At 72.4% G+C, this 24,230-nt stretch carries 24 protein-coding genes; 3 read left to right on the top strand and 21 right to left on the bottom strand.

Annotation, left to right across the window (positions count from 1 at the left end):
- Nucleotides 1-9: 9 nt before the first annotated feature.
- The 5 genes from QSJ60_RS02580 to QSJ60_RS02560 form a co-directional block, all read right to left on the bottom strand.
- Complete coding sequence (locus tag QSJ60_RS02580) at nt 10-1,548, bottom strand: pepsin/retropepsin-like aspartic protease family protein (protein WP_285462386.1); 1,539 nt, start codon at nt 1,546-1,548, stop codon at nt 10-12.
- Between the two features lie 122 nt (nt 1,549-1,670).
- Nucleotides 1,671-2,159, bottom strand: coding sequence for a DUF2017 family protein (locus QSJ60_RS02575; protein ID WP_230765392.1), 489 nt, complete (start codon nt 2,157-2,159; stop codon nt 1,671-1,673).
- On the bottom strand, nt 2,156-2,464 hold the full coding sequence (clpS, locus tag QSJ60_RS02570) for an ATP-dependent Clp protease adapter ClpS (protein ID WP_230765391.1): 309 nt from the start codon (nt 2,462-2,464) through the stop codon (nt 2,156-2,158). The genes QSJ60_RS02575 and clpS overlap by 4 nt, the downstream gene beginning before the upstream one ends.
- Nucleotides 2,465-2,504: 40 nt before the next feature.
- Nucleotides 2,505-3,410, bottom strand: coding sequence for a DUF817 domain-containing protein (locus QSJ60_RS02565; RefSeq protein ID WP_285462385.1), 906 nt, complete (start codon nt 3,408-3,410; stop codon nt 2,505-2,507).
- Nucleotides 3,407-4,600: a class I SAM-dependent methyltransferase gene (locus QSJ60_RS02560; protein WP_285462384.1), complete on the bottom strand. Its 1,194-nt coding sequence runs from the start codon at nt 4,598-4,600 to the stop codon at nt 3,407-3,409. The genes QSJ60_RS02565 and QSJ60_RS02560 overlap by 4 nt, the downstream gene beginning before the upstream one ends.
- 73 nt (nt 4,601-4,673) lie before the next feature.
- Between QSJ60_RS02560 and QSJ60_RS02555 the strand changes: the two genes are divergently transcribed.
- Nucleotides 4,674-5,420, top strand: coding sequence for a hypothetical protein (locus QSJ60_RS02555; protein WP_230765388.1), 747 nt, complete (start codon nt 4,674-4,676; stop codon nt 5,418-5,420).
- Between the two features lie 52 nt (nt 5,421-5,472).
- On the opposite strand, the gene QSJ60_RS02550 is transcribed toward QSJ60_RS02555, so the two are convergent.
- The 5 genes from QSJ60_RS02550 to QSJ60_RS02530 all read right to left on the bottom strand — a co-directional run bounded on the left by QSJ60_RS02550 (nt 5,473) and on the right by QSJ60_RS02530 (nt 10,166).
- The gene (locus QSJ60_RS02550; protein ID WP_189084112.1) at nt 5,473-5,889 is read right to left on the bottom strand and encodes a heat shock protein transcriptional repressor HspR; all 417 of its coding nucleotides are present in this window, start codon (nt 5,887-5,889) and stop codon (nt 5,473-5,475) included.
- A gap of 2 nt (nt 5,890-5,891) precedes the next feature.
- Nucleotides 5,892-6,878 carry a DnaJ C-terminal domain-containing protein gene (locus QSJ60_RS02545; protein ID WP_189084111.1) on the bottom strand — a complete coding sequence of 329 codons (987 nt, stop codon included), beginning with the start codon at nt 6,876-6,878 and terminating at the stop codon, nt 5,892-5,894.
- Nucleotides 6,879-7,014: 136 nt separating this feature from the next.
- Nucleotides 7,015-7,620, bottom strand: a complete 606-nt coding sequence (locus tag QSJ60_RS02540; RefSeq protein ID WP_285462383.1) for a nucleotide exchange factor GrpE — start codon at nt 7,618-7,620, stop codon at nt 7,015-7,017.
- 2 nt (nt 7,621-7,622) lie between these two features.
- Complete coding sequence (gene dnaK / locus QSJ60_RS02535; protein WP_230765385.1) at nt 7,623-9,512, bottom strand: molecular chaperone DnaK; 1,890 nt, start codon at nt 9,510-9,512, stop codon at nt 7,623-7,625.
- Between the two features lie 279 nt (nt 9,513-9,791).
- Nucleotides 9,792-10,166 (bottom strand): VOC family protein, encoded by a 375-nt coding sequence (locus QSJ60_RS02530; protein ID WP_285462382.1) that lies wholly within the window; start codon nt 10,164-10,166, stop codon nt 9,792-9,794.
- A gap of 394 nt (nt 10,167-10,560) precedes the next feature.
- Between QSJ60_RS02530 and QSJ60_RS02525 the strand changes: the two genes are divergently transcribed.
- Nucleotides 10,561-11,577, top strand: a complete 1,017-nt coding sequence (locus tag QSJ60_RS02525) for a magnesium and cobalt transport protein CorA (protein ID WP_189084107.1) — start codon at nt 10,561-10,563, stop codon at nt 11,575-11,577.
- 69 nt (nt 11,578-11,646) lie between these two features.
- Here QSJ60_RS02525 and QSJ60_RS02520 read toward each other — a convergent pair whose 3' ends face one another.
- Nucleotides 11,647-13,095, bottom strand: a complete 1,449-nt coding sequence (locus tag QSJ60_RS02520; protein ID WP_285462381.1) for a dihydrolipoyl dehydrogenase family protein — start codon at nt 13,093-13,095, stop codon at nt 11,647-11,649.
- A gap of 122 nt (nt 13,096-13,217) precedes the next feature.
- On the opposite strand from QSJ60_RS02520, the gene QSJ60_RS02515 reads away from it, so the two are divergent.
- Nucleotides 13,218-13,823, top strand: a complete 606-nt coding sequence (locus tag QSJ60_RS02515) for a hypothetical protein (RefSeq protein ID WP_285462380.1) — start codon at nt 13,218-13,220, stop codon at nt 13,821-13,823.
- A gap of 11 nt (nt 13,824-13,834) precedes the next feature.
- Here QSJ60_RS02515 and QSJ60_RS02510 read toward each other — a convergent pair whose 3' ends face one another.
- The 10 genes from QSJ60_RS02510 to QSJ60_RS02465 form a co-directional block, all read right to left on the bottom strand.
- Nucleotides 13,835-15,307, bottom strand: a complete 1,473-nt coding sequence (locus tag QSJ60_RS02510) for an NAD-dependent succinate-semialdehyde dehydrogenase (RefSeq protein ID WP_230765381.1) — start codon at nt 15,305-15,307, stop codon at nt 13,835-13,837.
- A gap of 59 nt (nt 15,308-15,366) precedes the next feature.
- Nucleotides 15,367-16,560, bottom strand: a complete 1,194-nt coding sequence (locus tag QSJ60_RS02505; protein ID WP_230765363.1) for an iron-containing alcohol dehydrogenase family protein — start codon at nt 16,558-16,560, stop codon at nt 15,367-15,369.
- On the bottom strand, nt 16,557-17,483 hold the full coding sequence (locus QSJ60_RS02500) for an NAD(P)-dependent oxidoreductase (RefSeq protein WP_285462379.1): 927 nt from the start codon (nt 17,481-17,483) through the stop codon (nt 16,557-16,559). The genes QSJ60_RS02505 and QSJ60_RS02500 overlap by 4 nt, the downstream gene beginning before the upstream one ends.
- 40 nt (nt 17,484-17,523) lie before the next feature.
- A complete protein-coding gene (locus QSJ60_RS02495) occupies nt 17,524-19,020 on the bottom strand; it encodes an aldehyde dehydrogenase (RefSeq protein WP_230765358.1) in 1,497 nt (498 codons plus the stop codon).
- A gap of 23 nt (nt 19,021-19,043) precedes the next feature.
- The gene (locus tag QSJ60_RS02490; RefSeq protein ID WP_285462378.1) at nt 19,044-20,147 is read right to left on the bottom strand and encodes a mandelate racemase/muconate lactonizing enzyme family protein; all 1,104 of its coding nucleotides are present in this window, start codon (nt 20,145-20,147) and stop codon (nt 19,044-19,046) included.
- Complete coding sequence (gene fae / locus QSJ60_RS02485) at nt 20,144-20,659, bottom strand: formaldehyde-activating enzyme (RefSeq protein ID WP_285462377.1); 516 nt, start codon at nt 20,657-20,659, stop codon at nt 20,144-20,146. Before fae ends, QSJ60_RS02490 begins: the two co-directional genes overlap by 4 nt.
- Nucleotides 20,659-21,594, bottom strand: coding sequence for a glycine betaine ABC transporter substrate-binding protein (locus QSJ60_RS02480; RefSeq protein ID WP_189084099.1), 936 nt, complete (start codon nt 21,592-21,594; stop codon nt 20,659-20,661). Before QSJ60_RS02480 ends, fae begins: the two co-directional genes overlap by 1 nt.
- 65 nt (nt 21,595-21,659) lie before the next feature.
- The gene (locus tag QSJ60_RS02475) at nt 21,660-22,448 is read right to left on the bottom strand and encodes an ABC transporter permease (RefSeq protein WP_189084098.1); all 789 of its coding nucleotides are present in this window, start codon (nt 22,446-22,448) and stop codon (nt 21,660-21,662) included.
- Nucleotides 22,445-23,491 (bottom strand): ABC transporter ATP-binding protein, encoded by a 1,047-nt coding sequence (locus QSJ60_RS02470; protein ID WP_285462376.1) that lies wholly within the window; start codon nt 23,489-23,491, stop codon nt 22,445-22,447. Before QSJ60_RS02470 ends, QSJ60_RS02475 begins: the two co-directional genes overlap by 4 nt.
- Nucleotides 23,484-24,149 (bottom strand): ABC transporter permease, encoded by a 666-nt coding sequence (locus QSJ60_RS02465; RefSeq protein WP_189084097.1) that lies wholly within the window; start codon nt 24,147-24,149, stop codon nt 23,484-23,486. The genes QSJ60_RS02470 and QSJ60_RS02465 overlap by 8 nt, the downstream gene beginning before the upstream one ends.
- Nucleotides 24,150-24,230: the final 81 nt, after the last annotated feature.

The raw sequence follows: 24,230 nt of genomic DNA, 5'->3' as shown, positions 1-24,230 counted from the left end.
GGCACCACTCTAGGGCGCGGGCGTACGGCGGGTGCGGAATCCGATCGCGCCGCGCGCGGCGAGCAGTAGCAGGCCCGCGGCCCCGAGGAGCGCGCCGCCGAGGGCCGGGCCGGCCACCTCGGGGCCGGTCTCGGGCAGGTGCGGGCGGAACCGCGCCGGGTTCGGCGAGGCCAACCACGGGCCGACGCCCGCCGCGTTCGCGGCGGCCACCTCGGCGACGACGTCCACTCCGTCGGCCACGCCCGTGAACACCTGCGGCGCCGGGGCGCCGAGCACGACACGCTCCTGGAGCGGTTCGCCGGCCGTCGTTTTCAACCGGACGACGTAGGACTCGACTCCGGGCTGCGTGTCGGTCCAGCCGACCTCGACGCGGCGGTCGCCCTCGCTCAGGCTCACCTGCTGGACCGCGGCCGGGAGCCCGTCGACCGGGCCCACGACGATCCGGCCGGTGAGGTTGTCGAAGCCGATCGAGCGGCCCACGAAGAAAACGTTGCCGGTGTTGAAGTAGGGGCCGCTCGCGGCGAGCGCCGCGGCATCCGCATCCGCGCCCGCATCCGCTTCCTCGCTCGGCGACGCGCCGGTCGGCTGGTACAGTCCGGCGGCGCGGTAGCCGCCGGCGACGGTCCGCGTCCAGAACGGCTCCCCACCGGGGGTCGCGAAGGAGATCGGCGTGCCCGCGTTCAGGTGCGCGATCTCCTCGGCACCGCCGCCCGGGAACGGGGTGGGCGAGGGGATCGGCGTCGCCCAGGCCCCGAAGTCGCCCATCAGCACCGAGCCGCGCTCTCCGGAGTCGACGGTCGTGGGCAGACAGTTCATGGTCGTGGCGATCGACCAGCAGCTCTCGGCCTGCTTCGCGAACATCGGGTGATCGCTGCCCGGGTAGTCGCCGCCGCCCGTCAGCGCGGGCTGGAGGACGGCATCCGCCTCGCCCACGAGCGGGGCGCCGAGCGACAGGGTGCCGATCCGCTCGCCCGGCGCTGTGGGCGCGTGCGTGATGCGGATGGTGTGGCCCTCGCCGGCGCCGTCGGGCAGCTGAGCGATCGCCGACCACCAGGGGTACTGCGTCTCCCCGGCCTCGCCCCAGGTGCGGAGCCCCTGGCTCACGCCGAGGATGCCGTCGAGGCCGTCGTTCCCGCCGAGGCAGTCGACGGGCTCGCAGCGATGGGCGAGCACGAACGGCAGCCGGGCGGGTGCCGCGCCGCCGATGGCGACGTCGGCGAGCGCGACATGCCCGAAGACGTGGGCGCCGTTGTAGTCCGGATCCGCGACCACGTCGGTGCGATCGACCGTCGTGTCGCCCGCGAGGCGGTTCGGGTAGACGACGAGCCCCTCCGAGCCGGTGTCGAGCAGGAGGGTCAGGGGGCGCCCGCCCACCTGCACCTCCACCGCGGGGAGGAAGGTGCCGTCCCGGAGCGATTCGGCGATGATCGGCACCTCGGCCGGCGACGGGGCGGGAGCGGCGAGGGCGGCCGGGGCGGCCGCGACCGTTCCGAGGAGCGCCGCACCGGCCGCGACCAGGGCCGCCTTCGTCAACATCCGTCCGCGCATGCCCGTCCCCCGTCGTCACGATCATCGCGACGCGATCCCGAGACGCCGCGTACGCACCCTATCCATGCGCGGCGCACCCGCGGAAGCCCGCGAACGGAGGGCGGGATCGGCTCGGACGCGGCTCAGGCGTCCATCGGGTCGAGGATCTCCAGCATCGAGCCCTGCACGAAGCCCGCCCACTCGTAGGCCGCGCGCAGGTAGTCGTCGCGCTCCTCGTCCTCCGCGTAGCCGCCGTCGTCGGTGACGCCGACCCGCTCGGCGAGGATCAGCCGCAGATCGGTGAGGAAGGTCAGCCAGCCCCACGCCTGCGACTCGTCGAGCTCGATCTCGACGAGGTCGCGGCCGTCGCTGACGTCGGTCGCGTCGCGCACCGACTGCGCCGCCTGCCGCTTGCCGTCGACGAGGCTGCCGCGGGTGTACCGCTCGAACTCACCCGCCGCCTCGGCGTCGTCGGGGTACGCGTTCGGCAGCAGCCGGTCGATCGCCGGGTCGTCGCCTGCGCCGAGGAGCAGCACCGAGTCGACCTGGTCGGCGAGCTCGGAGAGCAGCATCGCCTCCTCGGCCTCGAGCACGAGCCGGACGCCCTCGCCGCTGCGGCCCGCGACGATCACGGCTCCGCCCTCGCCACCGTCGCCTGCAGGCCGTAGCCGTGCATGGCCTGCACGTGCCGCTCCATCGCCTCCCGGTTGCCCGTCGCGACGACCGCCTTGCCCGTCGTGTGCACGAGCAGCATCAGCCGCTCCGCCTCCTCGCGGGAGTAGCCGAAGTAGCTGCGGAACACGTAGCTCACGTAGCTCATCAGGTTGACCGGGTCGTCCCAGACGATCGCCCGCCACGAGCGCGCCGCCCCCTCGCGGGTGGCGCGGTCGAGGTCGACGTCGAACTCGACGTCGGTGGCTTCGAGGATCCCGGTCACGCCTCCAGCCTGACACGATGCCGCCGGACGCGCACCCCCGTCAGCGCTCCGTCGGGGCATCCGGTTCCCGCGGCCGGTAGACGAACGTCACCAGCACCACCGAGATGATCATGAGCAGGAACCACGACACGAGCTTCGACGCGGAGACGGGGTGCCAGCCGTCGAGCTGGTCCGGGTACAGCCACGCGCCACCCCACGTCGCGATGTTCTCCGCGAACCAGATGAACAGGGCGACGAGGCCGAACGCGACGAGCAGGGGCATCCGGTGCACCCGCCGCCACACCCGGAAGTGCATCATCGTCGGCCACCACAGCACGACCACCGCGGCGAGCAGCAGCCAGCGGAAGTCGACGATGAAGTGATGCCCGAAGAAGTTCGCGTAGATCGCCGCGGCCACGACCGCCGTGAGCCAGCGCCGCGGATAGCGCGTGAAGCGCAGGTCGAAGAGCCGGTACACGCGCACCATGTACGAGCCGACCGCCGCGTACATGAAGCCCGAGAAGAGCGGCACGGCGCCGATGCGCAGGATGCCGTCGCCGTCGTAGCTCCAGGAGCCGACGTCGGTCTTGAACAGCTCCATGGCGGTGCCGGTGAGGTGGAAGAGCACGATCACCCAGAGCTCGCGGCCGGTCTCGAGGCGGGTGGCGAGCATGACGATCTGGATGGCGATCGCCGCGAGGGTCAGCGCGTCGTTGCGCGCGAGCCAGGCGTCGTCGGGGTACCAGAGCCGCGCCGCGACGATGACGGCGAGGAGCGCGGCGCCGAAGACGCACGCCCAGGCCTGCTTCGCCCCGAACACGAGGAACTCGAGCAGTTTGGCCTTCGCCCCGTGCTCGGACGCGCCCGCGAGCAGGCGGTGCGCGGCGGCGTCGATGCGCTGCTCGACGGAGGTGAGCCGGCGCGGGTCCGGCCGCTCGTCGTCGGCCGGCTGCTCGGCGGCCGTCACGCGCCCGCCCGCTCGGCGCTTCGCTCGGCGGTTCGCTCGGAGCGCCGGGAGGCGGTCACCGTGAACTTCGCGTTCCTCGCGATCTGCCGCGTCGGGCCGACGAGGCGCTCGAGCAGCGGCCGGTAGCGCAGATGCGAGTTCCAGACGCACCAGAGCTCGCCGTCCGGCGCCAGCACCCGCGCCGCGTCGGCGAAGAGGTGCCCCGCGATGCCCGTGGAGAGCGCCGCGTCACTGTGGAACGGCGGGTTCAGCAGCACGAGCGGCTCGCTCGCGTCGGCGAGGAGCTCGAGGCCGTCGGCGCGTTCCACGGTCACCCGCTCGGCGACCCCGTTCGCCAGCGCGGTGAGGCGGGCGGATGCCGCGGCGGCCGCCGAGCGGTCGCTCGCCGTGACGCGGATGCCCGGGCGCGAGAGCGCGAGCTTGGTCGCGATGACGCCGCTGCCGCAGGCGAGGTCGACGGCGGATGCCGCGCCGGGCACGGCCTCGGCGAGGTGGCCGAGGAGGAAGCGGGTGCCGATGTCGACCTTCGTGCCCGCGAACACGCCGCCGTGCGCGACGACCACGAGGCCGAGCTCGTCGTGGCGTTCGCGGCGCGGCCACCGGGCGGGCGCGGCATTCGACGGGGCATCCGCGGCGCCGGCCGGCGGTCGCAGCTCGGCGCGAGCGCCGCTCGCGCGCAGCACCCGCGACTTCTGCCGCGCGAGGCTCACGTCGACGCGCGCGAACGCTCGGCCGAGCACCTCGTTCATCGCGATCGACATGTGCTTCAGGCGTCCCCCGGCGACGATCTCGACGTCGGGAGCCGCGTGGCGGGCGACGAGCTCGGCGATCTCGTCGAGCCGGTCGAGGGAGCGCGGCAGCCGCAGCAGCACGAGCCGCGCCCCGGCGACGAGCGCCGGCGCGAGCGGCTCCGAGCGCACCTCGTGCGCGAGCCCGAGCCGGGCGGCGTTCTCGGCGAGCGCGCGCTCGCCCGTGATCGGGTCCTGGTGCACGCGCACCTCGTGCGCGCCGAGGTCCACCGCGCCGAGCGCGAGGGCCCCGAAGGCGTCGTCGATGACGACGAGCTCACCGGGCGCGAGCGCCCCGACGGCCGCCCTCGCCTCGTCGAGGATCAGCCGGTCGGCGGCATCGGATGCCTCGAGCCCGGGCCCCTCGACGTCGGGATGCCGGCGCAGCGCAGTGAAGTCCACCTCGGCAGGCTACCCGGCGCCGACTGGGCGCGCTCTGGAGGGATCCAGTCGGGTTTGCTACCCTCGCATCCGCATGCGTCACCGCCGGTTCCCCCGCTCCACCGACCCGGCCGTCGCCCCGAACCCCGGTGCGGCGGCGCGCGAGCGACCCCGCAGCGACGCCGCACGGCCGCCCGTCGCCCGCCGCTTCGCGGCCCTCTTCGCCTCCGTCGTCGTGCTCGGCACGACCGCGGGGCTCGCGCTGGCACCGAGCTCGCCGGCCCCCGACCCGGCGGCCGTGGCCCTCGTCGCCGACGGATCGGCCGACACCGTCGCCGACGCGGTGCAGTCGATCGAGGTGCACGACGCCGCGGCCCTGCCCGGCGTCGCCGAGGAGTCGTACGTCGCGTCCACGGGCACCCAGACCCTCGTGGCGGGCGGCACCAACCTCGACTGGGCGAAGCTCGTGCTGATCGAGGGCGACTGGCCGGTGACCGAAGAGAACGTCACGTTCATGATGCGCTGGATGCGCCAGGAGAACGGCGCCGACAACTGGTGGAACCGCAACAACCCGCTCAACAACGGGCAGGGCTCGGGCGGAGGCTCAGGGCTGGGGAGCTACCCTGACCTCGCCGTCGCGGCGTACTACGCCGCCGAGAACCTGCGCTCCGGACGGTACCCGGCCGTCGACGCCGCGCTGCAGCGCGGCGACTCCGCCGACGCGACGGCGCAGGCGATCTGGGCCTCGCCGTGGGCCTCGAGCCACTACGGCTACGGCACGCACTGGAGCTCGCGGCCGTACGACGTCATCGAGGCGCCTGCCGAGGCCTGGGGGCGCTGAGCCGGCTGCGCGCGTTCGGCGCTGGCCGCCGCGCTTCGCCGCGGTCGGGGCGCTACTCGTGCTCGAGCGGGCGCCAGACGACGAGCGCGTTCTCGCGGCGCACGCGCGTGCCGGCCTTGAGGGTGACGACTTCACCGGCCGAACCTGCGGCGAACACGCGGCGACCCGGCCGGTTCAGCATCTCGTCGGCGAGCGCGGCCTCGAGCTCGCGCACCCGGGCGCGCAGGCTCTGCACCTCGTCTTCGAGGCCGAGCACCCGGCGGATACCCTCGAGGCTCACGCCCTCGGCCGAGAGCTGGGCGATCTCGCGCAACTGCACGACGTCGCGCATGGAGTAGCGGCGCGACTTGCCGGCGGTGCGGGTGGGCGACACGAGCCCGAGCCGGTCGTACTGCCGGAGGGTCTGCGGGTGCATGCCCGCGAGCTCGGCCGCGACCGAGATCACGAAGAGCGGGCTCGTCTCGTTCACGGCTAGCTCCGCGCCTTGGCGAGCAGGTCTTCGCGCGGGTCCTCGTCGGGGAGGGCGGCGGCGAGCGCCTCGACGGCCTCCTTCGCCTCCTTCGAGAGGTGGGAGGGGACGGCGATCTGCACGACGGCGAGCAGGTCGCCGGTGCCCTTCTTCGTCTCGACGCCGCGGCCCTTGACGCGCAGCACCCGTCCGCTCGGGGTGCCGGGGGCGACCCGCAGCTTGACGGGGTCGCCGCCGAGGGTCGGCACCTGGATCGTGGCGCCGAGCGCGGCCTCGGTGAACGTCACGGGCACGGTGACGCGGAGGTTCAGCCCGTCGCGCTCGAAGACCGGGTGCTTGCGCACGTGCACGGTGAGGATGAGGTCGCCGGTCTCGCCGCCGTCGGGCGAGGGGTGGCCCTTGCCGCGGAGCTTGATCTTCTGCCCGTCGGCGACGCCGGCCGGGATGCGCACCGTGATCGGCTTGCCGTCGGAGGTCTGCAGGGTGATCTGCTCGCCCTTGGTCGCCGTGATGAAGTCGAGCGTGGTCGTCGCCGTGACGTCGCGCCCGCGGGTCGGCCCGCCGAAGCCTCGGTATCCTCCGGAGGGCTGCCCGAAGCGGCCGCCGCCGAAGAGCCCGCCGAGCAGGTCGTCGTAGTCGCCGCCCTGCTGGAAGGTGTAGCGCTGGCCGCCGCCGCCCTGGTTGAACATGCCGCCGAAGACGTCCTCGAAGCCGCCCTGGCCGCCGGCGCCGGGCGCCGTGAAGCGCGCCCCGGAGCCCATCGCCCGGATGGCGTCGTACTCCTTGCGCTGCTCGGGGTCGGAGAGCACGGCGTTCGCCTCGGAGATCTCCTTGAACTTCGCCTCCGCGGCGGCGTCGCCGGGGTTCTGGTCTGGGTGGTACTTGCGCGCGAGCTTGCGGTAGACCTTCTTGATCTCGCTGTCGCTCGCGTCCTTGGAGACGCCGAGCACCTGGTAGAAGTCCTTGTCGAACCAGTCCTGACTGGCCATCGGCACCTCCTTTCTTGAAGTCTGTCGTATCTGAATGAGTGCGGGAGGAGATTCGCTGCGGCGGAGGTCGGATCGAACGATCCCATCCTCCCCTGGCGCGAATCTCCTCCCGTCTCGTGGGGCGGTCTGCCGGGGCTCAGCCCTGCGGGCTCTTCACCACGACCTTGGCCGGCCGCAGCTGGACCTCGCCCAGCTGGTACCCGGTCTCGACGACGTCGGCGACCGTGTCGACCTCCACGTCGTCGGCGGGCTGCTGGAAGATCGCCTCGTGCAGCTGCGGGTCGAACGGCTCGCCGACCGCGCCGAAGCGCACCAGGCCGAGCCGCTCGGTGACCTGGCGGAGCTTCGCGGCGATCGTGCCGAAGGCGGTGTCGCCCTCGAGGTCGCCGTGCTTCTCGGCCCGGTCGAGGTCGTCGAGCACGGGCAGCAGCGCGGCGACCGTCTGGCCGACCGCCCGGTCGCGCTCGAGCTCGCGGTTCTGCTCGGTGCGCTTGCGGTAGTTGGCGTACTCGGCGGTCACCCGCTTGAGGTCGGCGAGGTGCTCGTCGTTCGGCTCCGCGACCTCGGCCTGCGCCGCGTTGAGGATGTCGTCGACGGTGAGCTCGGCCTCGTCGACGGATGCCGCGGCGTCGGCCGCGGCATCCGTCTCGTTCGACGGCTCGCGAACCGCACCGGTCTCGGGGTCGATCTTCCGCTTGTCGCGGATGACCGGCTCGTCGGGGTTCTGGTTCTCGTCAGCCATGGTTACTTCGCCTGCCCGGAGCCCGTCGACGGGTCCTCGTCGTCGACGACCTCGGCGTCGACCACGTCCTCGTCGGACGCCTGGTCGGATGCCTGGCCGCTGGCGTTCTGGTCCTCACCGGCACCGGCGGGCGCCTCGGACTGCTGCTGCGCGTAGATCGCCTCGCCGAGCTTGCCCTGCGACTGCGAGAGCTTCTCGAACGCGGTCTTCACCGCGTCGTCGTCCTCGCCCGCGAGCGCCGACTTCAGGGCGTCGACGTCGCCCTGGACCTCGGTCTTGACGTCCTCGGGGAGCTTGTCCTCGTTGTCCTTGATCAGCTTCTCGACCGAGTAGGCGAGCTGCTCGGCCTGGTTGCGCTGCTCGGCGGACTCACGGCGCTTCTTGTCTTCTGCGGCGTGCTCCTCGGCCTCGCGCACCATGCGGTCGATGTCGTCCTTCGAGAGCGACGAGCCGCCCGTGATGGTCATCGACTGCTCCTTGCCCGTGCCCTTGTCCTTGGCGGACACGTGCACGATGCCGTTCGCGTCGATGTCGAAGGTGACCTCGATCTGCGGGATGCCGCGGGGCGCGGGCGCGATGCCGGTCAGCTCGAAGGTGCCGAGCGCCTTGTTGTCGCGCGTGAAGTCGCGCTCGCCCTGGAAGACCTGGATCGCGACCGACGGCTGGTTGTCGTCGGCGGTCGTGAAGGTCTCGCTGCGCTTGGTCGGGATGGCGGTGTTGCGCTCGATGAGCTTCGTCATCATGCCGCCCTTGGTCTCGATGCCGAGGCTGAGCGGGGTGACGTCGATGAGCAGGACGTCCTTGCGCTCGCCCTTCAGCACACCGGCCTGCAGCGCGGCGCCGACGGCGACGACCTCATCGGGGTTCACACCCTTGTTCGGGTCCTTGCCGGTCTCCTGCTTCACGAGCTCCGAGACGGCGGGCATGCGCGTCGAGCCGCCGACGAGCACCACGTGGGCGATGTCGGAGACCTTGATGCCGGCCTCCTTGATGACGTCCTCGAAGGGCTTCTTCGTGCGGTCGAGCAGGTCGCTCGTCATGTTCTCGAACTGCGCGCGGGTGAGCGTCTCGTCGAGGTTCGCCGGGCCGTTCTCGGTGAGCGAGAGGTAGGGGAGCTGAATGCTCGTCGACATGCTCGACGAGAGCTCCTTCTTGGCCTGCTCGGCGGCTTCCTTGAGCCGCTGCTTCGCAATCTTGTCGTTCGAGACGTCGACGCCGGTCGACTCCTTGAAGCGCTTGATCAGCCACTCGACGACGCGCTCGTCCCAGTCGTCGCCGCCGAGGCGGTTGTCGCCGGCGGTCGCGCGGACCTGGATGGTGGAGAAGTCCTCGTCCTTGCCGACCTCGAGGAGGGAGACGTCGAAGGTGCCGCCACCGAGGTCGAAGACCAGGATGAGCTCGTCCTCCTTGCCCTTGTCGAGGCCGTAGGCGAGCGCAGCCGCGGTGGGCTCGTTGATGATGCGCAGGACGTTGAGGCCCGCGATCTCACCGGCCTCCTTGGTGGCCTGGCGCTCGGCGTCGTTGAAGTACGCGGGGACGGTGATGACCGCGTCGGTCACCGTGTCGCCGAGGTACTGCTCGGCGTCGCGCTTGAGCTTCTGCAGGATGCGCGCCGAGATCTCCTGCGGCGTGTACTGCTTGCCGTCGATCTCCTGCGTCTTCCAGTCGGTGCCCATGTGGCGCTTCACCGACGAGATGGTGCGGTCGACGTTCGTGACGGCCTGGCGCTTGGCGGTCTCGCCGACGAGCACCTCGCCGTCCTTCGTGAACGCGACCACCGAGGGGGTGGTGCGGAAGCCTTCGGCGTTCGCGATGACGGTGGGCTCGCCACCCTCGAGGACGCTGACCACGGAGTTCGTGGTGCCGAGGTCGATTCCAACTGCTCGTGACATGTGTTTCTCTCCTTCTGCTGACCGGTGTCCGGCGGCGCGGATGCGCCTGAGCGAGACCCCGGTTCAGCGCGCGGCTCGGCCGTGCTGGCCCGCAGCCGAAGTCTCTGTCATCTCTGACGGCCATTGCTGGCCCCGTCAAGACTTGAGTCTCAACGGCTCAAGTGTCGCAAATCGAGGTGAACGCGTCAAGTCGATCCGGTGAAACTTGAGTACAGTTGACTCAACTTCTGGAGCGCGTGCGGTATTCCCGACGCAGAAGGATTCGCCTGGTGGGAGCGGTTATCGCTCCGACCAGACGCCCAGCTCGTTGCCGCTGGGATCGGCGAAGTGCAGACGACGGCCGCCGGGGAACTCGTACGGCCCCTGGGTCACCCGACCGCCGGCCGCGGTGATCGCCTCGGCGGTGCCCTCCAGGTCGTCGCTGTAGAGCAGCACGAGCGGGCCGCCCGTGCTGACCTCGTCGACCTGCATCAGCCCGCCGGCCTCTTCGCCGCCGCGCTCGGCCGCCGTGCGGATGCCCGCGTACTGCGGGCCGTAGGGCGTGAACTCCCAGCCGAAGGCGGCGCCGTAGAAGGCCTGTGCGGCGGGCAGGTCGGTGACGGAGATCTCGATGTAGTCGATCGTGCGCGGGATGCCGTGCGTGTGAGAGGTCATGACGCGAGTCTCGTGCCGGCCACCGACATCCCGGCCGACGCCGCGCATTGACTTGTCGGATGCCCCGGCCTATGGTTACCGGGGCCCTCCCGGCCCCCGGGCCTCCCGCCGACTCCGGCACGAGGCCGCCCCGATCGAAGGCAGGTGATGCGACATGTCCGGTGATAGTAGCCGCGCCGCCGCCTCGCCCCTTCGAGCCGGTCTCCCGCGGCACTGATCGTCCCGCCCGCAGCGCCCCGCGTCCCCGACGCCGCGCGGCTGCGGCACGATCGCAGGTCCGCCCGAGGCATCCGTCCCCTCGCTGGTCCGAGCGGTGGCATCCGCGCGCCGAGCGCGCAGCCCCCGCGACGTCGTGGACGTCGCGCGATCGACCCAGACGAGGTGAGACGAAATGATGACCCTGATCGACAACGGCGTGTACGTGGACGGCCTCCGCACCGCCACCCCCGAGAACCTGCAGCAGACGTCCGAGGTGATGCGCTCCGGCGGAGGCATGGCCTGGATCGGCCTGTACCGCCCCAGCCCCGAGGAGGTGCGCTCGGTGGCCGAGCAGTTCGAGCTGCATCCGCTCGCCGTCGAGGACGCGCTCACCGGCCACCAGCGCTCCAAGCTCGAGCGCTACGGCGACACCCTCTTCGTCGTGCTGCGCCCCGCCCGCTACGTCGACGAGCACGAGGAGGTCGAGTTCGGCGAACTGCACCTGTTCGTCGGGCCCGACTTCGTCGTGACGATCCGGCACGCCGAGGCGCCCGACCTGCGGCGGGTGCGCCGGCGGCTCGAGGCCTCCCCCGAGCTGCTCGCGATGGGCCCCGAGGCGGTGCTCTACGCCGTGCTCGACGAGGTCGTCGACGAGTACGGCCCGGTCGTCGCGGGGCTCGAGAACGACATCGACGAGATCGAGGACCAGCTGTTCTCCGGCGTCGAGGGCGTCTCCCGGCGCATCTACGAGCTCGCCCGCGAGGTGCTCGACTTCCAGCGCGCGGCGCAGCCGCTCGTCGGGATGCTCGAGGGGCTCGCCCGCGGCTCCGACAAGTACGGCGTCGACGTCGAGCTGCGCCGTTCGCTGCGCGACGTGCTCGACCACGCCCTGCGGATCGTCGAGCGGGCGGGGGCGTTCCGCGCCATCCTGGACAACGCCCTGCAGGTCGAGGCGACGCTCGTCGCCCAGCGACAGAACGAGGAGATGCGCCGGATGACGGAGTTGAACCTCGCCCAGAACGAGGAGATCAAGAAGATCTCCTCGTGGGCGGCGATCCTGTTCGCGCCGACCCTGATCGGCACCGTGTACGGCATGAACTTCGACGTCATGCCCGAGCTGCACTGGAGCCTCGGCTACCCCTTCGCGCTGCTGCTCATGCTCGGCATGAGCGCCGCGCTGTACGGGGTCTTCAAGCTCCGGCGCTGGCTCTGACCCTCTGGTTCGCTGAGCTCGTCGAAGCGAAGTCGACACGCTTCGCTGAGCTCAGCGAGCCAGGCAGGGTCAGGCGGCCGGGCGGCCGTAGGCCTCGAGCAGGCGCAGCCAGACCTCGCTCATCGTCGGGTAGGCGGGCACCGCGTGCCAGAGCCGGTCGATCGGCACCGCGCCGACGATCGCGATCGTCGCGGCCTGCACGAGCTCGGCGACGTCCTGGCCGACGAAGGTGGCGCCGACGACGACCCCGCGGTCCTCGTCCACGATCATGCGGGCCGTGCCGCGGTAGCCGTCGGCGAGCAGCGAGGCGCCCGCGACCCAGCCGAGTTCGTAGTCGAGCACCCGGGTGCGCAGCCCGGCCTGCTCGGCGCCGGCCGCCGTGAGCCCGACGGCGGCGACCTCGGGGTCGGCGAACACGACCTGCGGCACCGCGTGATGGTCGGCGGTCGCGACGTGCGCGCCCCAGGGGGCGTCGGATGCCTCGTCGCCGCGCGCCCGCGCCGCGATCGCGTCACCAGCGGCGCGCGCCTGGTACTTGCCCTGATGGGTGAGCAGCGCCCGGTGGTTCACGTCGCCGACGGCGTAGAGCCAGTCGTGCCCGGGCACTCGCAGCGTGTCGTCGGCCTCGAGCCAGTCGCCGGGTTCGAGGCCGATCGTCTCGAGCCCGAGCCCGTGGGTGCGCGGGGTGCGCCCGGTCGCGACGAGCACCTCGTCGGCCACGATCGTCTCGCCGGTCGACAGCTCGATGCGCACCTCGCCGCCCGAGGCATCCGCGGCGTCCGCTTCCCCGTCCCGCTCGACCCGCACCGGCGACGCGCCCGTGATGACCCGCGCCCCCTGCTCGGTCAGCCCCTCGCCGACGAGCTCGCCCGCGAAGGGCTCGAACTCGCGCAGCAGCCCGCTGCGGGCGATGACGGTCACCTCGGTGCCGAATGAGGCGTAGGCGGCGGCCATCTCGACGCCGACCACGCCGCCGCCGATGACCGCGAGCCGGCGGGGCGCCTGCTCCGCGCTCGTGGCCTCCCGGCTCGCCCAGGGCCGGGCCTCGGCGAGCCCCTCGATGCGCGGGATGAGCGGATCCGAGCCGGTCGCCACGACCACTGCGACGCGGGCGCGCAGCTCGACACTGCCGCCGTCCGGGGTGTCGACGACGACGCGGCGCGGGCCGTCGATGCGGCCGTGCCCCCGGACGAGCTGGATGCCGGCCCCGTCGAGCCATTCGAGCTGGCCGCTGTCGTTCCAGTGCTTCACGACGTCGTCGCGGTGCGCGAAGAGCGCCTGCACGTCGAGCTGCCCGGTCACCGCCTCGGCCGCGCCGGGCACCCGACGGGCCGCGCTGATCGCGGCTCCGGCGCGCAGCAGCGCCTTCGACGGCATGCACGCCCAGTACGAGCATTCGCCGCCGACGAGCTCGTGCTCGACGATGACGGTGCTGAGCCCGCCCTGTACGGCCCGATCGGCGACGTTCTCGCCCACGGGCCCGCCGCCGATCACGATGAGGTCGAATTCCTGCTGCATGCTGCTCCCCTCGTCGGCGCCGCTCGGCGCGGCACTCCTTCCATCGTCGCCGGGGTCGCCGGCGAGCGCCAGCCTCCCCGCCCGGCTGTCGGGCGGACACCCCGGCGCACTACGATGCGCCCATGCCGATGACGCGCGCCGCCCAGCCCGCCACCAGGGCCGTCCACCTCGTCGATCGGCTCGACGACGTCGCCGACGCGGCCGCCCCGGTGGCGTTGCGCCTGCCGCGTCGGCTCGGAACGCCCGGCCGTCTCGCCTTCGCCGCCGCGGCCGCCGTCGCGACCGCGGCCGCCGCCTGGGGCGTCGTGCTGCTCTGGACGGAAGAGACGCCCGGCTCGTGGTTCAGCCTGCTCTTCTCGGTGCTACTCGGCGCGATGGGCCTGGTGCCGTGGTTCCTGCTCACGGGCTCGATCGCCGCGGCGCGCGAGGACCGCGCGGCGCAGGCCGCCTGGAGCGCCGCCCGCGACTCGGCGACCCCCACCGCCGGCCGCGTCGTCGCCCGCCGCACCCAGCTCGCCGAGGAGGGCACACCGACCTCCTTCGAGCTCGACGTGGAGCTCGCCGACGGCTCGCGGCTCACGGCCGAGTGGCGGCTCGAGCGGGCGTCCCAGCGCTTGCTGCAGACGCAGGTCCCGGGCGTCGGCGCGGTCGTGCGGGTGTGGCGCGCGGCGGGGATGCCGGAGGCGCCCGTGGTCGTCGAGGTCGCGGACCCGAGCGTGGTGGGCTGAGGCGCCAGCGCTCAGCCGCGGAACGGGTCGGCGATGCCGACGTACGTGGTCTCCAGGTACTCCTCGATGCCCTCGAAGCCGCCCTCGCGACCGATGCCGGACTGCTTCACGCCGCCGAACGGCGCCGCGGGATTCGACACGATGCCCGTGTTCAGGCCGAACATGCCGACCTCGAGCTCCTCGGCGAGGCGCAGCCCCCGATCGAGATCCCGGGTGAACGCGTAGGCGACGAGCCCGAACTCGGTGGCGTTCGCGAGCGCGACGGCCTCGGCCTCGTCGGCGAACGTCACGATGGGCGCGACCGGTCCGAAGATCTCCTCGCGCAGGATCCGCGCGTCCGCAGGCACGTTCGTCAGCACCGTCGGCTCGTAGAAGTAGCCCGGGCCGGGAACGGGCCTGCCGCCGAGCGCGACGGTCGCCCCGTCCGCCCGGGCCGACTCGACGAGCTCGTGCACTTTGTCCCGCGTACCGGCGTCGACGAGCGGGCCGAGTTTCGCGCCGGGCTCGGTGCCGCGGGCCACCGGGTAGGCGGCGATCCGCGCGGTCAGCCGCTCGGCGAACTCCGCCGCGACCCGCTCGTGCACCAGCAGCCGGTTCGCAGCCGTGCAGGCCTCGCCGCCGTTGCGGAGCTTCGCGAGCAGCGCGCCCTCGACAGCCTGCTCGAGGTCGGCGTCCTCGAAGACCAGGAACGGGGCGTTGCCGCCCAGCTCCATCGAGACGCGCAGCACCTGGTCCGCGGCATCCGCGATGAGCCGGCGGCCCACCTCGGTCGAGCCGGTGAACGAGAGCTTGCGCAGCCTCGGGTCGCGGACGAGCGGGCCGGTCACGCGGCCCGCGCTCGTCGTCGGGATGACGTTCAGCACGCCCGGCGGCAGCCCGGCCTCCTCGAGCACAGCGGCGAAGAGGAGCGCCGTGAGCGGAGTCAGCGCGGCGGGCTTCAGCACCATCGTGCAACCCGCCGCGATCGCGGGCGCGATCTTGCGGGTCGCCATCGCGAGCGGGAAGTTCCACGGCGTGATGAACAGGCTCGGACCGACGGGACGCTTCAGCACCAGGAGTCGGCTGCGGCCGTCCGGCGCGGTCGCGTACCGGCCCGAGACACGCGAGGTCTCCTCGGAGAACCAGCGCAGGAACTCCGCCCCGTAGGCGACCTCGCCGCGGGACTCCGCGAGCGGCTTGCCCATCTCGAGCGTCATGAGCAGGGCGAAGTCCTCGGCGCGGGCGGTGACGGCGTCGAAGGCGCGGCGCAGGATCTCGGCGCGCTCGCGGGGCGCGGTCCGAGCCCAGCCCGCCTGCGCGCGGTGGGCAGCGGCGAGCGCGGCCTCCCCGTCTGCGGGCGTCGCGTCGGCGATCGAGAGGAGGGCGGCGCCGGTGGCGGGGTCCTCGACGACGAAGGTGCCGCCGTCGGATGCCCCGCGCCATTCGCCGTCGATGAGGAGCCCGGTGGGCAGCGATGCGAGCAGGGCGCGCTCGGCCGGTCGCATCGCGGAGCCGGAGCCGGAGCCGGAGTTGGCGCTGGCGACGTCGCTGAGCTGCGTGCCGCTCACAGCGCCTCCCGCAGGATCTCGATGATCTGTTCCTCGCTGGGCTGCAGCGGCGCGTTCACCGTGACGGCGTCGGCGAGGGTGTCGGCGGCGAGCGAGGGCAGGGCGTCCTCGGTCACCCCGAAGCGCGAGAGCGGGCCGACGAGGCCGATCGACCGGGCGAGACCCGTGACGGCGTCGATCGCGGCATCCGCGTTCTCCTCGTCCGTCGCCGCGGTGTCGCCGACGCCGAGCGCGAAGGCGGCGCGCGCGAGGCGCTCGACGCGCACGTCCCGGCTCAGGCGCAGCACGCCGCCGATGACGATCGCGAGGGCGAGGCCGTGCGGGATGTCGAAGCGGCCGCCGAGCGGATGCGCGATGCCGTGCACGAGCCCGAGGCCCGTGTGCGAGAAGCCGACGCCGGCCACGTGGCTCGCGAGGAGCAGCTCGGAGCGGGCTTCGAGGTCGCCGCCGTCGACGACCGCGCGCGGGAGGTGGGTCGAGACGGTCGCGAGCACCTGCAGCGCGATGCCGTCGGAATAGGGGTTCGCCCGCACGGAGAGATAGGACTCGAGCGCGTGCGTCAGCGCGTCGAAGCCCGTGGCGGCCGTCGCGCTCGGCGGCAGGCCAACCGTGAGCTCCGGATCGAGGATGGCCGCCTTGGCGAGCGCGGTGTCGTGCCCGACGTAGAACTTGCGGTGCCCGACGACGTCGGTGATGACGCCGAAGGCGTTCACCTCGGCGCCGGTGCCCGCGGTCGTGGGGATCGCGACGATCGGCAGCGCCGGGCGGGCGAAGGCGGCGCGGTAGTCGAGCTCGATCCCGCGCTCGGGGTTCACGGCGCCGAGGGCGATGCCCTTCGCGGCGTCGAGCGAGGAGCCGCCGCCCACCGAGACGATCGCGTCGGCGCCGACGCGGGCGGCGAGATCGCTGCCCGCGTCGAGGTTCGTGGTCGTCGGGTTCGGCGTCACCTCGCCGTAGACGTGCACGGCGAGCCCGGCGGCGTCGAGGGAAGCGCGCACCGCGGCGACGATCGGCGAGCCGGCGAGGAAGGGGTCGGTGACGATGAGCACCGTGCGGGCGCCGTGCGCGGCGACGATCGCCCCGGCCTCGGCGACCCGGCCGCGACCGAAGTACGCGATGGGCTTGGGGTCGAGCACGAGCTCCATCTCGGCGAGCGGCCGCGGGAGCGGGGCCAGGCGGGTGCCGGTCATGCCGCCACCGCCTCGCGGCGCAGCGGGCGGCCGATGAGGTCTTCGTAGAGCTGCACGGGCGTCATCTCCCCGGCGAGGTCGCCGTACTGGGCCTTCGCCCGGCGGTAGATCTGCTCCACGACGGCGGAGAGCTCGGCCGGCACCCCGACCGAGCGGGCGAGGTCGATCGAGAGGCCGAGGTCCTTGCACGCGAGGGCGATCGCGAAGCCCTCGTCGTAGTCGCCGCGGTCGAGGATCGAGAGCACGTCGTGCTCGACGAAGTTGGAGTTGGCGGGGCTCGCGATGAGCGAGCCCCGGAGCACGTCGAGGTCGACGCCGGCCTTCACGCCGATCGCGAGCACCTCCGCCGTGGCCACGAGGTGGGAGAACCAGAGCTGGTTGATCATGAGCTTCACGGCGTAGCCGGCGCCGGCGCCGCCGACGTGGAGGATCCGCTCGGGGTCGCCCATGGCCTCGAACACGGGGCGGAGCCGCGCGACGTCCTCGGCCTCGCCGCCGACGAAGATCTGCAGCATGCCGTTCGCCGCGCCGACCGACATGCCGCTGACGGGCGCGTCGAGGATGCGCAGGCCGCGTGCGCCGTGCGCCCGGCGCACCGCGTCGGCCACCTCGGGCACGGAGGTCGACATGTCCACCCAGGTGCCGCCGTCGGCGATACCCGCGAGGATGCCGTCGGGCCCGTTCACCACGGCGTCCACGTGCCGGGGCGTCGGCAGCATCGTGATCACGACGTCGCTCGCGGCCGCGGCCTCGGCCGGGGTCGACGCCCAGCGCGCTCCGCCGGCGACGAGCTCGGCGGCCGCCTCGCGCCGCAGATCGTTCACCACGAGCGGGAATCCCGCCCGCTGCAGGTTTCGGGTCATCCCGGACCCCATGTTGCCCAGGCCGATGAAGCCGACCGTCGGCAGGACTGCGTGCGTCATGCTGTGCTCTCTCGCGTTTCTCTCGCAGATCGGGCGGGCGTCAGAGCGCGCCGTCGCCCAGGTTGATCCAGGTGGTCTTGAGTCCGGTGTAGGCGTCGAAGGCGTGCAGCGAGCGATCGCGGCCCGCGCCCGACTGCTTGAAGCCGCCGAACGGCGTGATCACGTCGGCGACGTCGAAGGCGTTCACCCAGACGGTGCCGGCGCGGAGGCGTCGGGCGATCCGGTGCGCCCGCGTCACGTCGGAGGTCCAGACGCTCGCGGCGAGCCCGTAGTCGGACTCGTTCGCGAGGCGCACGCCCTCCTCGGCATCCCGCACCGTCGTGACGGCCAGCGCCGGCCCGAAGATCTCCTCCTGACCGATGCGCCCGGCGTTGTCGACGCCGTCGAAGACGGTCGGCTCGACGTAGTAGCCGCCCTCGAGCCCGGTCGGGCGGACGCGCCCGCCGCCGTGCACGGTCGCCCCCTCCGCGCGCGCCACGTCGACGTAGCCGAGCACGCGCTCGAGCTGCGTCTCGCTCGCGATGGTGCCGAGCTGCGTGCGCTCGTCGAGCGGGTCGCCCTGCACGAGCGAGCGGCCGACCTTCAGCACCTCCTCGAGGAGCTCGTCGTGCACGCGCTCCTCGACGATGAGGCGACTGCCGCCGTGGCAGGTCTGCCCGGCGTTGTAGAAGATGCCCCAGGCGACGGCCGAGGCGCACGCCTCCAGGTCGCCGACGTCGGCGAGCACGAGCTGCGGGGACTTGCCGCCGAGCTCGAGGCTCACCTGCTTGCCGTTCGACTCGCCCGCGTAGCGGAGGAAGCCGCGGCCGACGGCCGGCGAGCCGGTGAACGCGATCTTGTCGACGAGCGGATGCCGGCCGAGCGCCTGCCCGGCGACGGGGCCGAGCCCGGGGACGACGTTGAAGACGCCGTCGGGCACGCCCGCCTCCGCGGCGAGCGCGGCGAGCTTCAGCGCCGACAGGCTGGTGAGCTCCGCCGGCTTCAGCACGACCGAGTTGCCGGCGGCGAGGGCCGGGGCGATCTTCCACGCGGTGATGATGAGCGGGTAGTTCCACGGCACGACGGCGCCGATCACTCCGAGCGGCTCTCTGGTGACGAGCGCGAGCGCGGACTCGGGGGCCGGGGCGATCTCGTCCGTGAGCTTGTCGATGGCCTCCGCGTACCAGCGCACGACGCGGGCGGCGTTCGGCACGTCGACGTTGAGGGAGTCGCCGATCGGGTGGCCCGAGTCGAGCGCTTCGAGCAGCGCGAGCTCCTCGCGGTGCTCGAGCATGAGCTCGGCGAGCCGCAGCAGCACGCGCTGCCGTTCGCGGCGGTCGGCCCGCGACCAGACACCGGCCTCGAAGGCGCGGTGGGCGGCGCGCGCCGCGGCGTCGACGTCGGCCTCGCCAGCCGCAGCGACGCTCGCGATCCGACGGCCGTCGCGCGGGGCGAAGGTGTCGAAGACGGCGCCGTCCGCGGCGTCCCGGAACGCGCCGTCGATGAACAGCCGGGTCTCGGGGGTGAGCGCCGCCGCGGCGGCGATCCAGTCGGTCATGGTGCAGCTCCTCGTGCTCGTCGTCAGACCGTGTACCGGGCGACGGCGTCGTGGTCGATTTCGACGCCGAGCCCGGGGGCATCCGGCACGACGAGGTCGCCGGCCGCGTCGATCATCAGCGGCGTCATGAAGAAGTCGCGCCGTTCGGCCGTCCAGCCGGGCGGGTCGAAGGGGAACTCCAGATAGGGGCCGGCGTCGACGCCGGCGGCCACGTGCAGGTTCGCCAGCAGACCGAGCCCATTGGACCAGGTGTGCGGGGTGAACAGACGGTGCCTGAGGTTCGCCGACTCGGCGACCTGGCGGGCGCGGTACATGCCCACGGCGAGCGCGACATCCGGCTGATAGACGTCGAAGGCGTCGGCCTCGATGAGCGCCATGATCTCCGGCAGGCTCCGCACCATCTCGCCGCCGGCGATCTGGATGCCGGTCTCGGCGCGCACGCGCTGCGCGCCGACGACGTCGACCTGGGGCAGCGGCTCCTCGAGCCAGAGCACCCCGAGCTCGGTGAGCTCCGCGGCGACGCGCTGCACCTTCGCGAGCGGCAGCGCCGCCTCGATGTCGCCCGACATGCGCCACATCTGGTTCAGGTCGACCATGAGCTCGAAGTCCTCCCCGACCGCCTCCCGCGCGGCGCGCACGGCGGCGACGCCCTCGGCTAGCCGATGCCTGGCGATGCGGATCTTCATGGCGCGGAAGCCGAGCTCCTTCGCGGCGAGCGCGGACTCGGCCCGCGCCTCCGGGGCCTTCAGCTCGCCGCTGGACGCGTAGGCGGGCAGCCGGTCGCGCGCGCCGCCGAAGAGGACGCTCACGGGGAGCCCGGCGACCTGGCCGATGATGTCCCAGAGCGCCGCCTCGAGCGGCCAGTACCGGCCGCCGTGGAAGTTGATCGTCTCGATGCGGCGCACCTGGTTCAGGATCTGCAGCGGGTCGGTGCCGATGAACAGGTGCTCGAAGGCCTCGAAGCCGTCCATGGTGTCGCCGGAGCCGTAGCCGGTCACGCCCTCGTCGGTGTGCACCGTGACGAGCGTGGCCGCGAACTCCGTGCGGGGGTTCGGGTCCCAGGCCGCCGCGAACGGCGGATCGAGCGGCTGCAGGAGCCGGGTGAGGGTGATGGCGGTGATCTTCATGCTCGGTCTTTCGGCGTGTAGAAGGGGTTCGACGGCGTGTGACGGGCCGCGATGACCCCGTCGGTCCCGGGGAGGTGCCTGGCCCCGTTCTCCAGGGCGGTGCGGACGGAGCGGCGGTTGTGCTCGAACACCGCGTCGGCGTCGTCGGCGCCGGGGTTCACCCAGACGGCGGCGATCAGCACGTGGCTGTCCGCCTCCTCCCGAGTGATCACGCCGTCCGCGAGCGCGTCGGCGACCCCGGCGGCAATGCCCGCCTGCGCGGGCCCCCAGATCAGCAGGCCGTGCTCGTCGCTCGCCGGCGCCGACTTCGTCACGAAGAGGGTGAGCGGCTTCACCGGCAGCGAGGGCCGGAGCACCGTCACGAAGGGCACGTGCCCCGCGCTCGGGGTGGCGAGCGCGGTCGCCCACGCCACCCCGGCCGGGCCCTCGCGGTGCCCGAAGACGGTGTTCACGTGCGCGGCGTTCACGCCGTCGCCGACGAAGCTCTCGCCGATCAGGAGGCCCTCGCTCATCAGATGAGGCCCTGCTCGGTCAGCCAGTCGGTGGCGACGTCCTCGGGGTCCTCGCCGTCGACGTCGACGAGGGCGTTGAGCTTCTGCATCTGCTCGGTCGTGAGCAGCGGCGTGAGGAGGCCGAGCACGTCGGCGATCTCGGGGTACTCGTCGAGGGTGGACTGCTTGAGGGTGAAGGCGCCCTGGTAGGCGGGGAAGAACTGCAGGTCGTCCTCCATCACCACGAGGTCGAGCGCGGGGATGCGGCCGTCGGTCTGGAAGACCTCGCCGAAGTTGCAGTCGTCGCCCTTCTGCGTCGCCGTGTAGATGACGCCGGTGTCGAGGAGCGCGACGTTCGAGTCGGGGACGTCGATGCCGTAGGCGGCCTTGAGGCCCGGCCAGCCGTCGTCGCGCGTGGAGAACTCGCTCTCGACGCAGAAGGTCTGCTCCTCCACCGGCAGGGCGGCGACGTCGCTCAGCGTCTTCACGCCGAGCTCCTTCGCCTTGTCGGCGCGGATGGCGAAGGCGTAGGTGTTGTTCAGGGGCGCCGGGTCGAGCCAGGCGATGCCGTTGGCGGCGTCGGCCTCCTTGGTGGCCTCGAACTGCGCCTCCTCGCCCTTCACGGGTTCGGTGTTGCCGTTGTAGGTGATCCAGGAGGTGCCGGTGTACTCCCAGTAGCCGAGGAACTCGTCGTTCTCGAGCGCCTGGCGCACGTTGGCGGAGCCGACGAGCTTCGTGTTCGCGACGGTCTCGGCGCCGTGGGCGTTCAGCAGCTGGCTCGTGAGGTGGGCGAGGATGAACTGCTCCGAGAAGTCCTTGGCGCCGATGTCGCCCTTCAGGCCTTCGAGTTCGGTGCCCTGGCTGCCGGTGGCGGCGCCGCCGGAGGAGCAGGCGGAGAGGGCGAGGGCGCCGGCCGCGGCGAGCGCCAGTGCCGACAGGAGGGTGCGCGTCTTCATTGATGGACTCCTTGTGTGCGGGATTCGGGGGTGGGGCGGGGTGGAATGGCGGGAGCGGAGGCCGCTCAGATGCCCTTCGGCTTCAGCAGGTCTTCGGCGAAGCCGGCGATCCAGTCGATGAGCAGGGCGATGCAGGCGACGAGCACGGCGCCGACGACGAGCACGGGGTAGCGCTGCAGCTTCAGGCCGTTGACGATCATGTCGCCGAGGCCGCCGGCGTTGATGAAGGTCGCGATCGTCGCGACGCCGACGCAGAAGACGAGCGCGGTGCGGAGCCCCGCGAGGATCACGGGGACGGCGAGGGGCACCTCGATGCGCGTGAGCACCTGATTCGGGGTCATCCCCATGCCGCGGGCCGACTCCCGCACGTTCGCGTCGACCTGCTGGATGCCGATCATCGTGTTGCGCAGCACCGGCAGGAAGGCGTACACGACGAGGGCGACGAGCGCCGTCGTGTACCCCGTCTGCCAGAGGATGGCGAGCAGGATCACGACGCCGACGGCGGGCGTGGCCTGGCCGATGTTCGCGATCGCGAGGATGACGTTCCGCACGGTCGCCGAGCGCGTCTTCGCGAGCAGGATCCCGGTGGGGATCGCGAGCACGGCGACGAGCGCGGAGGCGACGACGGTGAGGCTCAGGTGCTCGCCGACTCGGAGCGTGATGTAGCCCCAGTTCAGCGTGCGCTGCTCGATCGAGTCCAGCTGCAGCGTCGACACCCAGAGCAGCAGGAGCGCGAGCACCACGACCACGACGATCGGCGTCGTGAAGCGGCGCCACGTGAAGAACCTCGGCCGCGCGGGCGCCTCGGCTGCGCGCGTCGCGCCGATCGCCTGGGTCTCGGTGGTGACGGTCATCGTGCGCCCGCTCGTGAGCCGGCCGACCGGCCGGGCAGTTCGGCGCCGAGGACCGCGGAGATGCGGTCGACGCTCAGCGAGCCGACCGCCCGCCCGTGCTCGTCGACGACGTCGACGGCCGGGAGCCCGGTGAGCACGAGCACGTCGAGCGCGTCGCGGAGGTTTCCGGCGAGTTCGATGGTCGGGGCGCCGCTCGTCCCGACCGCGGCGCCGAGGGTCGCCTCCACGACGGGCACGAGGGCGAGGCGCTTGAGCGCGGCGCCGTGCCCGATGAACGAGGCCACGTAGTCGTTGGCCGGCTCGGCGAGGATGTTCGCCGGGGTGTCGAACTGCTCGATGCGGCTGCGGTCGGAGAGCACGGCGATGCGGTCGCCGAGCCGGATGGCCTCGTCGAAGTCGTGGGTGACGAAGATGATCGTCTTGCCGATCAACTCCTGCAGGCGCAGGAACTCGGCCTGCAGCTTCTCGCGGGTGATCGGGTCGGTCGCGCCGAACGGCTCGTCCATCAGCATGACGGGCGGGTCCGCGGCGAGCGCGCGGGCGACGCCGACGCGCTGCTGCTGTCCGCCGGACAGCTGCTTCGGATAGCGGTTCGCGAAGGTGCCGGGGTCGAGCTGCACGGTCTCGAGCAGCTCGTCGACCCGCTCCGCGATGCGCGGCTTCGACCAGCCGAGGAGCTTCGGGACGGTCGCGATGTTCTCGGCGATCGTCATGTGCGGGAAGAGGCCGATCTGCTGGATGACGTAGCCGATGTGCCGGCGCAGCTCGTTCGGGTCGAGCGAGAGCACGTCGCGGCCGCCGATGGAGATGGACCCCGAGCTCGGCTCGATGATGCGGTTGATCATCTTCATGGTGGTGGTCTTGCCGCAGCCGCTGGGGCCGACGAACATGACGAGTTCGCCGGGGGCGACGGTCATCGAGAAGTCCTCGACGGCGGGGGCCTGCTGGCCGGGGTAGACCTTGACGACCTGGTCGAGGACGATCTCGACGCCGCTCGTGTGCTGCGCGATCGCGGTGATGCCGGTGGCGGTGGATTCAGACACGGAGACCCCTTGACGTCGTGGAGCGGCTGATGAGGACGAAGGCGCCGTCGACGACGAGCGCGAGGAGGACGACGCCGAGCGTTCCGGTGAGCGCGAAGTTCAGCGCGTTCTTGGAGCCGAGGGACGACAGTCCTTGGAAGATGAACTGACCGAGGCCGGGGCCCGCCACGTAGGCGGCGATCGCGGCGATGCCGATCGTGAGCTGGGCCGCAACGCGCACCCCGGTGAGGATGATCGGCCAGGCCATGGGCAGCTGCACGGCGAAGAGGATCTTCGCCGGCGACATCCCCATGCCCTTCGCCGATTCCATGATCGCCGGCGAGACCTCGCGGAGTCCGACGACGGTGTTCCGGACGATCGGCAGCAGCGAGTAGAAGACGAGCGAGAGCACGGTGGGCGTCCAGCCGAGCCCGAACACGGGGGTGATCAGGGCGAGGAGCGCGAGCGAGGGGATGGTGAGGGCGACGCCGGCCGCGGCGATCGTCAGCGAACGCGGCACCGGCCGGTTCCAGACCAGGATGCCGATGAGCACGCCGACGACGGTCGCGATGAGGAGCGAGAGCGCGACGACGGCGAGGTGCTGGAGCACCAGCTCGAGGATGTCGTCCCACCGGCGGCCCCAGAACGTGAGCAGACCGTCGAGGTCGAGTGCGTTCACGTCGCGTGCTCCCTTCTCGTCGTCGAGAACCGCCGAGGGCTCGGTGGTCGATGCAGCGACGATACGTCGGGGTCACGATAT

The sequence above is a fragment of the Agromyces sp. NBRC 114283 genome, assembly GCF_030268405.1.
GTDB lineage: Bacteria > Actinomycetota > Actinomycetes > Actinomycetales > Microbacteriaceae > Agromyces > Agromyces mediolanus.
The sequence above is the reverse complement of the archived record's forward strand: the minus strand, read 5'-3'. Positions and strand labels throughout refer to the sequence as shown.

Bases quoted from the DNA above. Each gene is read 5' to 3' on its own strand.
- QSJ60_RS02580 (WP_285462386.1), bottom strand. From the start codon at position 1,548: ATGCGCGGACGGATGTTGACGAAGGCGGCCCTGGTCGCGGCCGGTGCG.
- QSJ60_RS02555 (WP_230765388.1), top strand. From the start codon at position 4,674: ATGCGTCACCGCCGGTTCCCCCGCTCCACCGACCCGGCCGTCGCCCCG.
- QSJ60_RS02545 (WP_189084111.1), bottom strand. From the start codon at position 6,878: ATGGCCAGTCAGGACTGGTTCGACAAGGACTTCTACCAGGTGCTCGGC.
- QSJ60_RS02540 (WP_285462383.1), bottom strand. From the start codon at position 7,620: ATGGCTGACGAGAACCAGAACCCCGACGAGCCGGTCATCCGCGACAAG.
- dnaK (WP_230765385.1), bottom strand. From the start codon at position 9,512: ATGTCACGAGCAGTTGGAATCGACCTCGGCACCACGAACTCCGTGGTC.
- QSJ60_RS02530 (WP_285462382.1), bottom strand. From the start codon at position 10,166: ATGACCTCTCACACGCACGGCATCCCGCGCACGATCGACTACATCGAG.
- QSJ60_RS02525 (WP_189084107.1), top strand. From the start codon at position 10,561: ATGACCCTGATCGACAACGGCGTGTACGTGGACGGCCTCCGCACCGCC.
- QSJ60_RS02520 (WP_285462381.1), bottom strand. From the start codon at position 13,095: ATGCAGCAGGAATTCGACCTCATCGTGATCGGCGGCGGGCCCGTGGGC.
- QSJ60_RS02515 (WP_285462380.1), top strand. From the start codon at position 13,218: ATGCCGATGACGCGCGCCGCCCAGCCCGCCACCAGGGCCGTCCACCTC.
- QSJ60_RS02510 (WP_230765381.1), bottom strand. From the start codon at position 15,307: ATGCGACCGGCCGAGCGCGCCCTGCTCGCATCGCTGCCCACCGGGCTC.
- QSJ60_RS02505 (WP_230765363.1), bottom strand. From the start codon at position 16,560: ATGACCGGCACCCGCCTGGCCCCGCTCCCGCGGCCGCTCGCCGAGATG.
- QSJ60_RS02500 (WP_285462379.1), bottom strand. From the start codon at position 17,483: ATGACGCACGCAGTCCTGCCGACGGTCGGCTTCATCGGCCTGGGCAAC.
- QSJ60_RS02495 (WP_230765358.1), bottom strand. From the start codon at position 19,020: ATGACCGACTGGATCGCCGCCGCGGCGGCGCTCACCCCCGAGACCCGG.
- QSJ60_RS02490 (WP_285462378.1), bottom strand. From the start codon at position 20,147: ATGAAGATCACCGCCATCACCCTCACCCGGCTCCTGCAGCCGCTCGAT.
- fae (WP_285462377.1), bottom strand. From the start codon at position 20,659: ATGAGCGAGGGCCTCCTGATCGGCGAGAGCTTCGTCGGCGACGGCGTG.
- QSJ60_RS02480 (WP_189084099.1), bottom strand. From the start codon at position 21,594: ATGAAGACGCGCACCCTCCTGTCGGCACTGGCGCTCGCCGCGGCCGGC.
- QSJ60_RS02475 (WP_189084098.1), bottom strand. From the start codon at position 22,448: ATGACCGTCACCACCGAGACCCAGGCGATCGGCGCGACGCGCGCAGCC.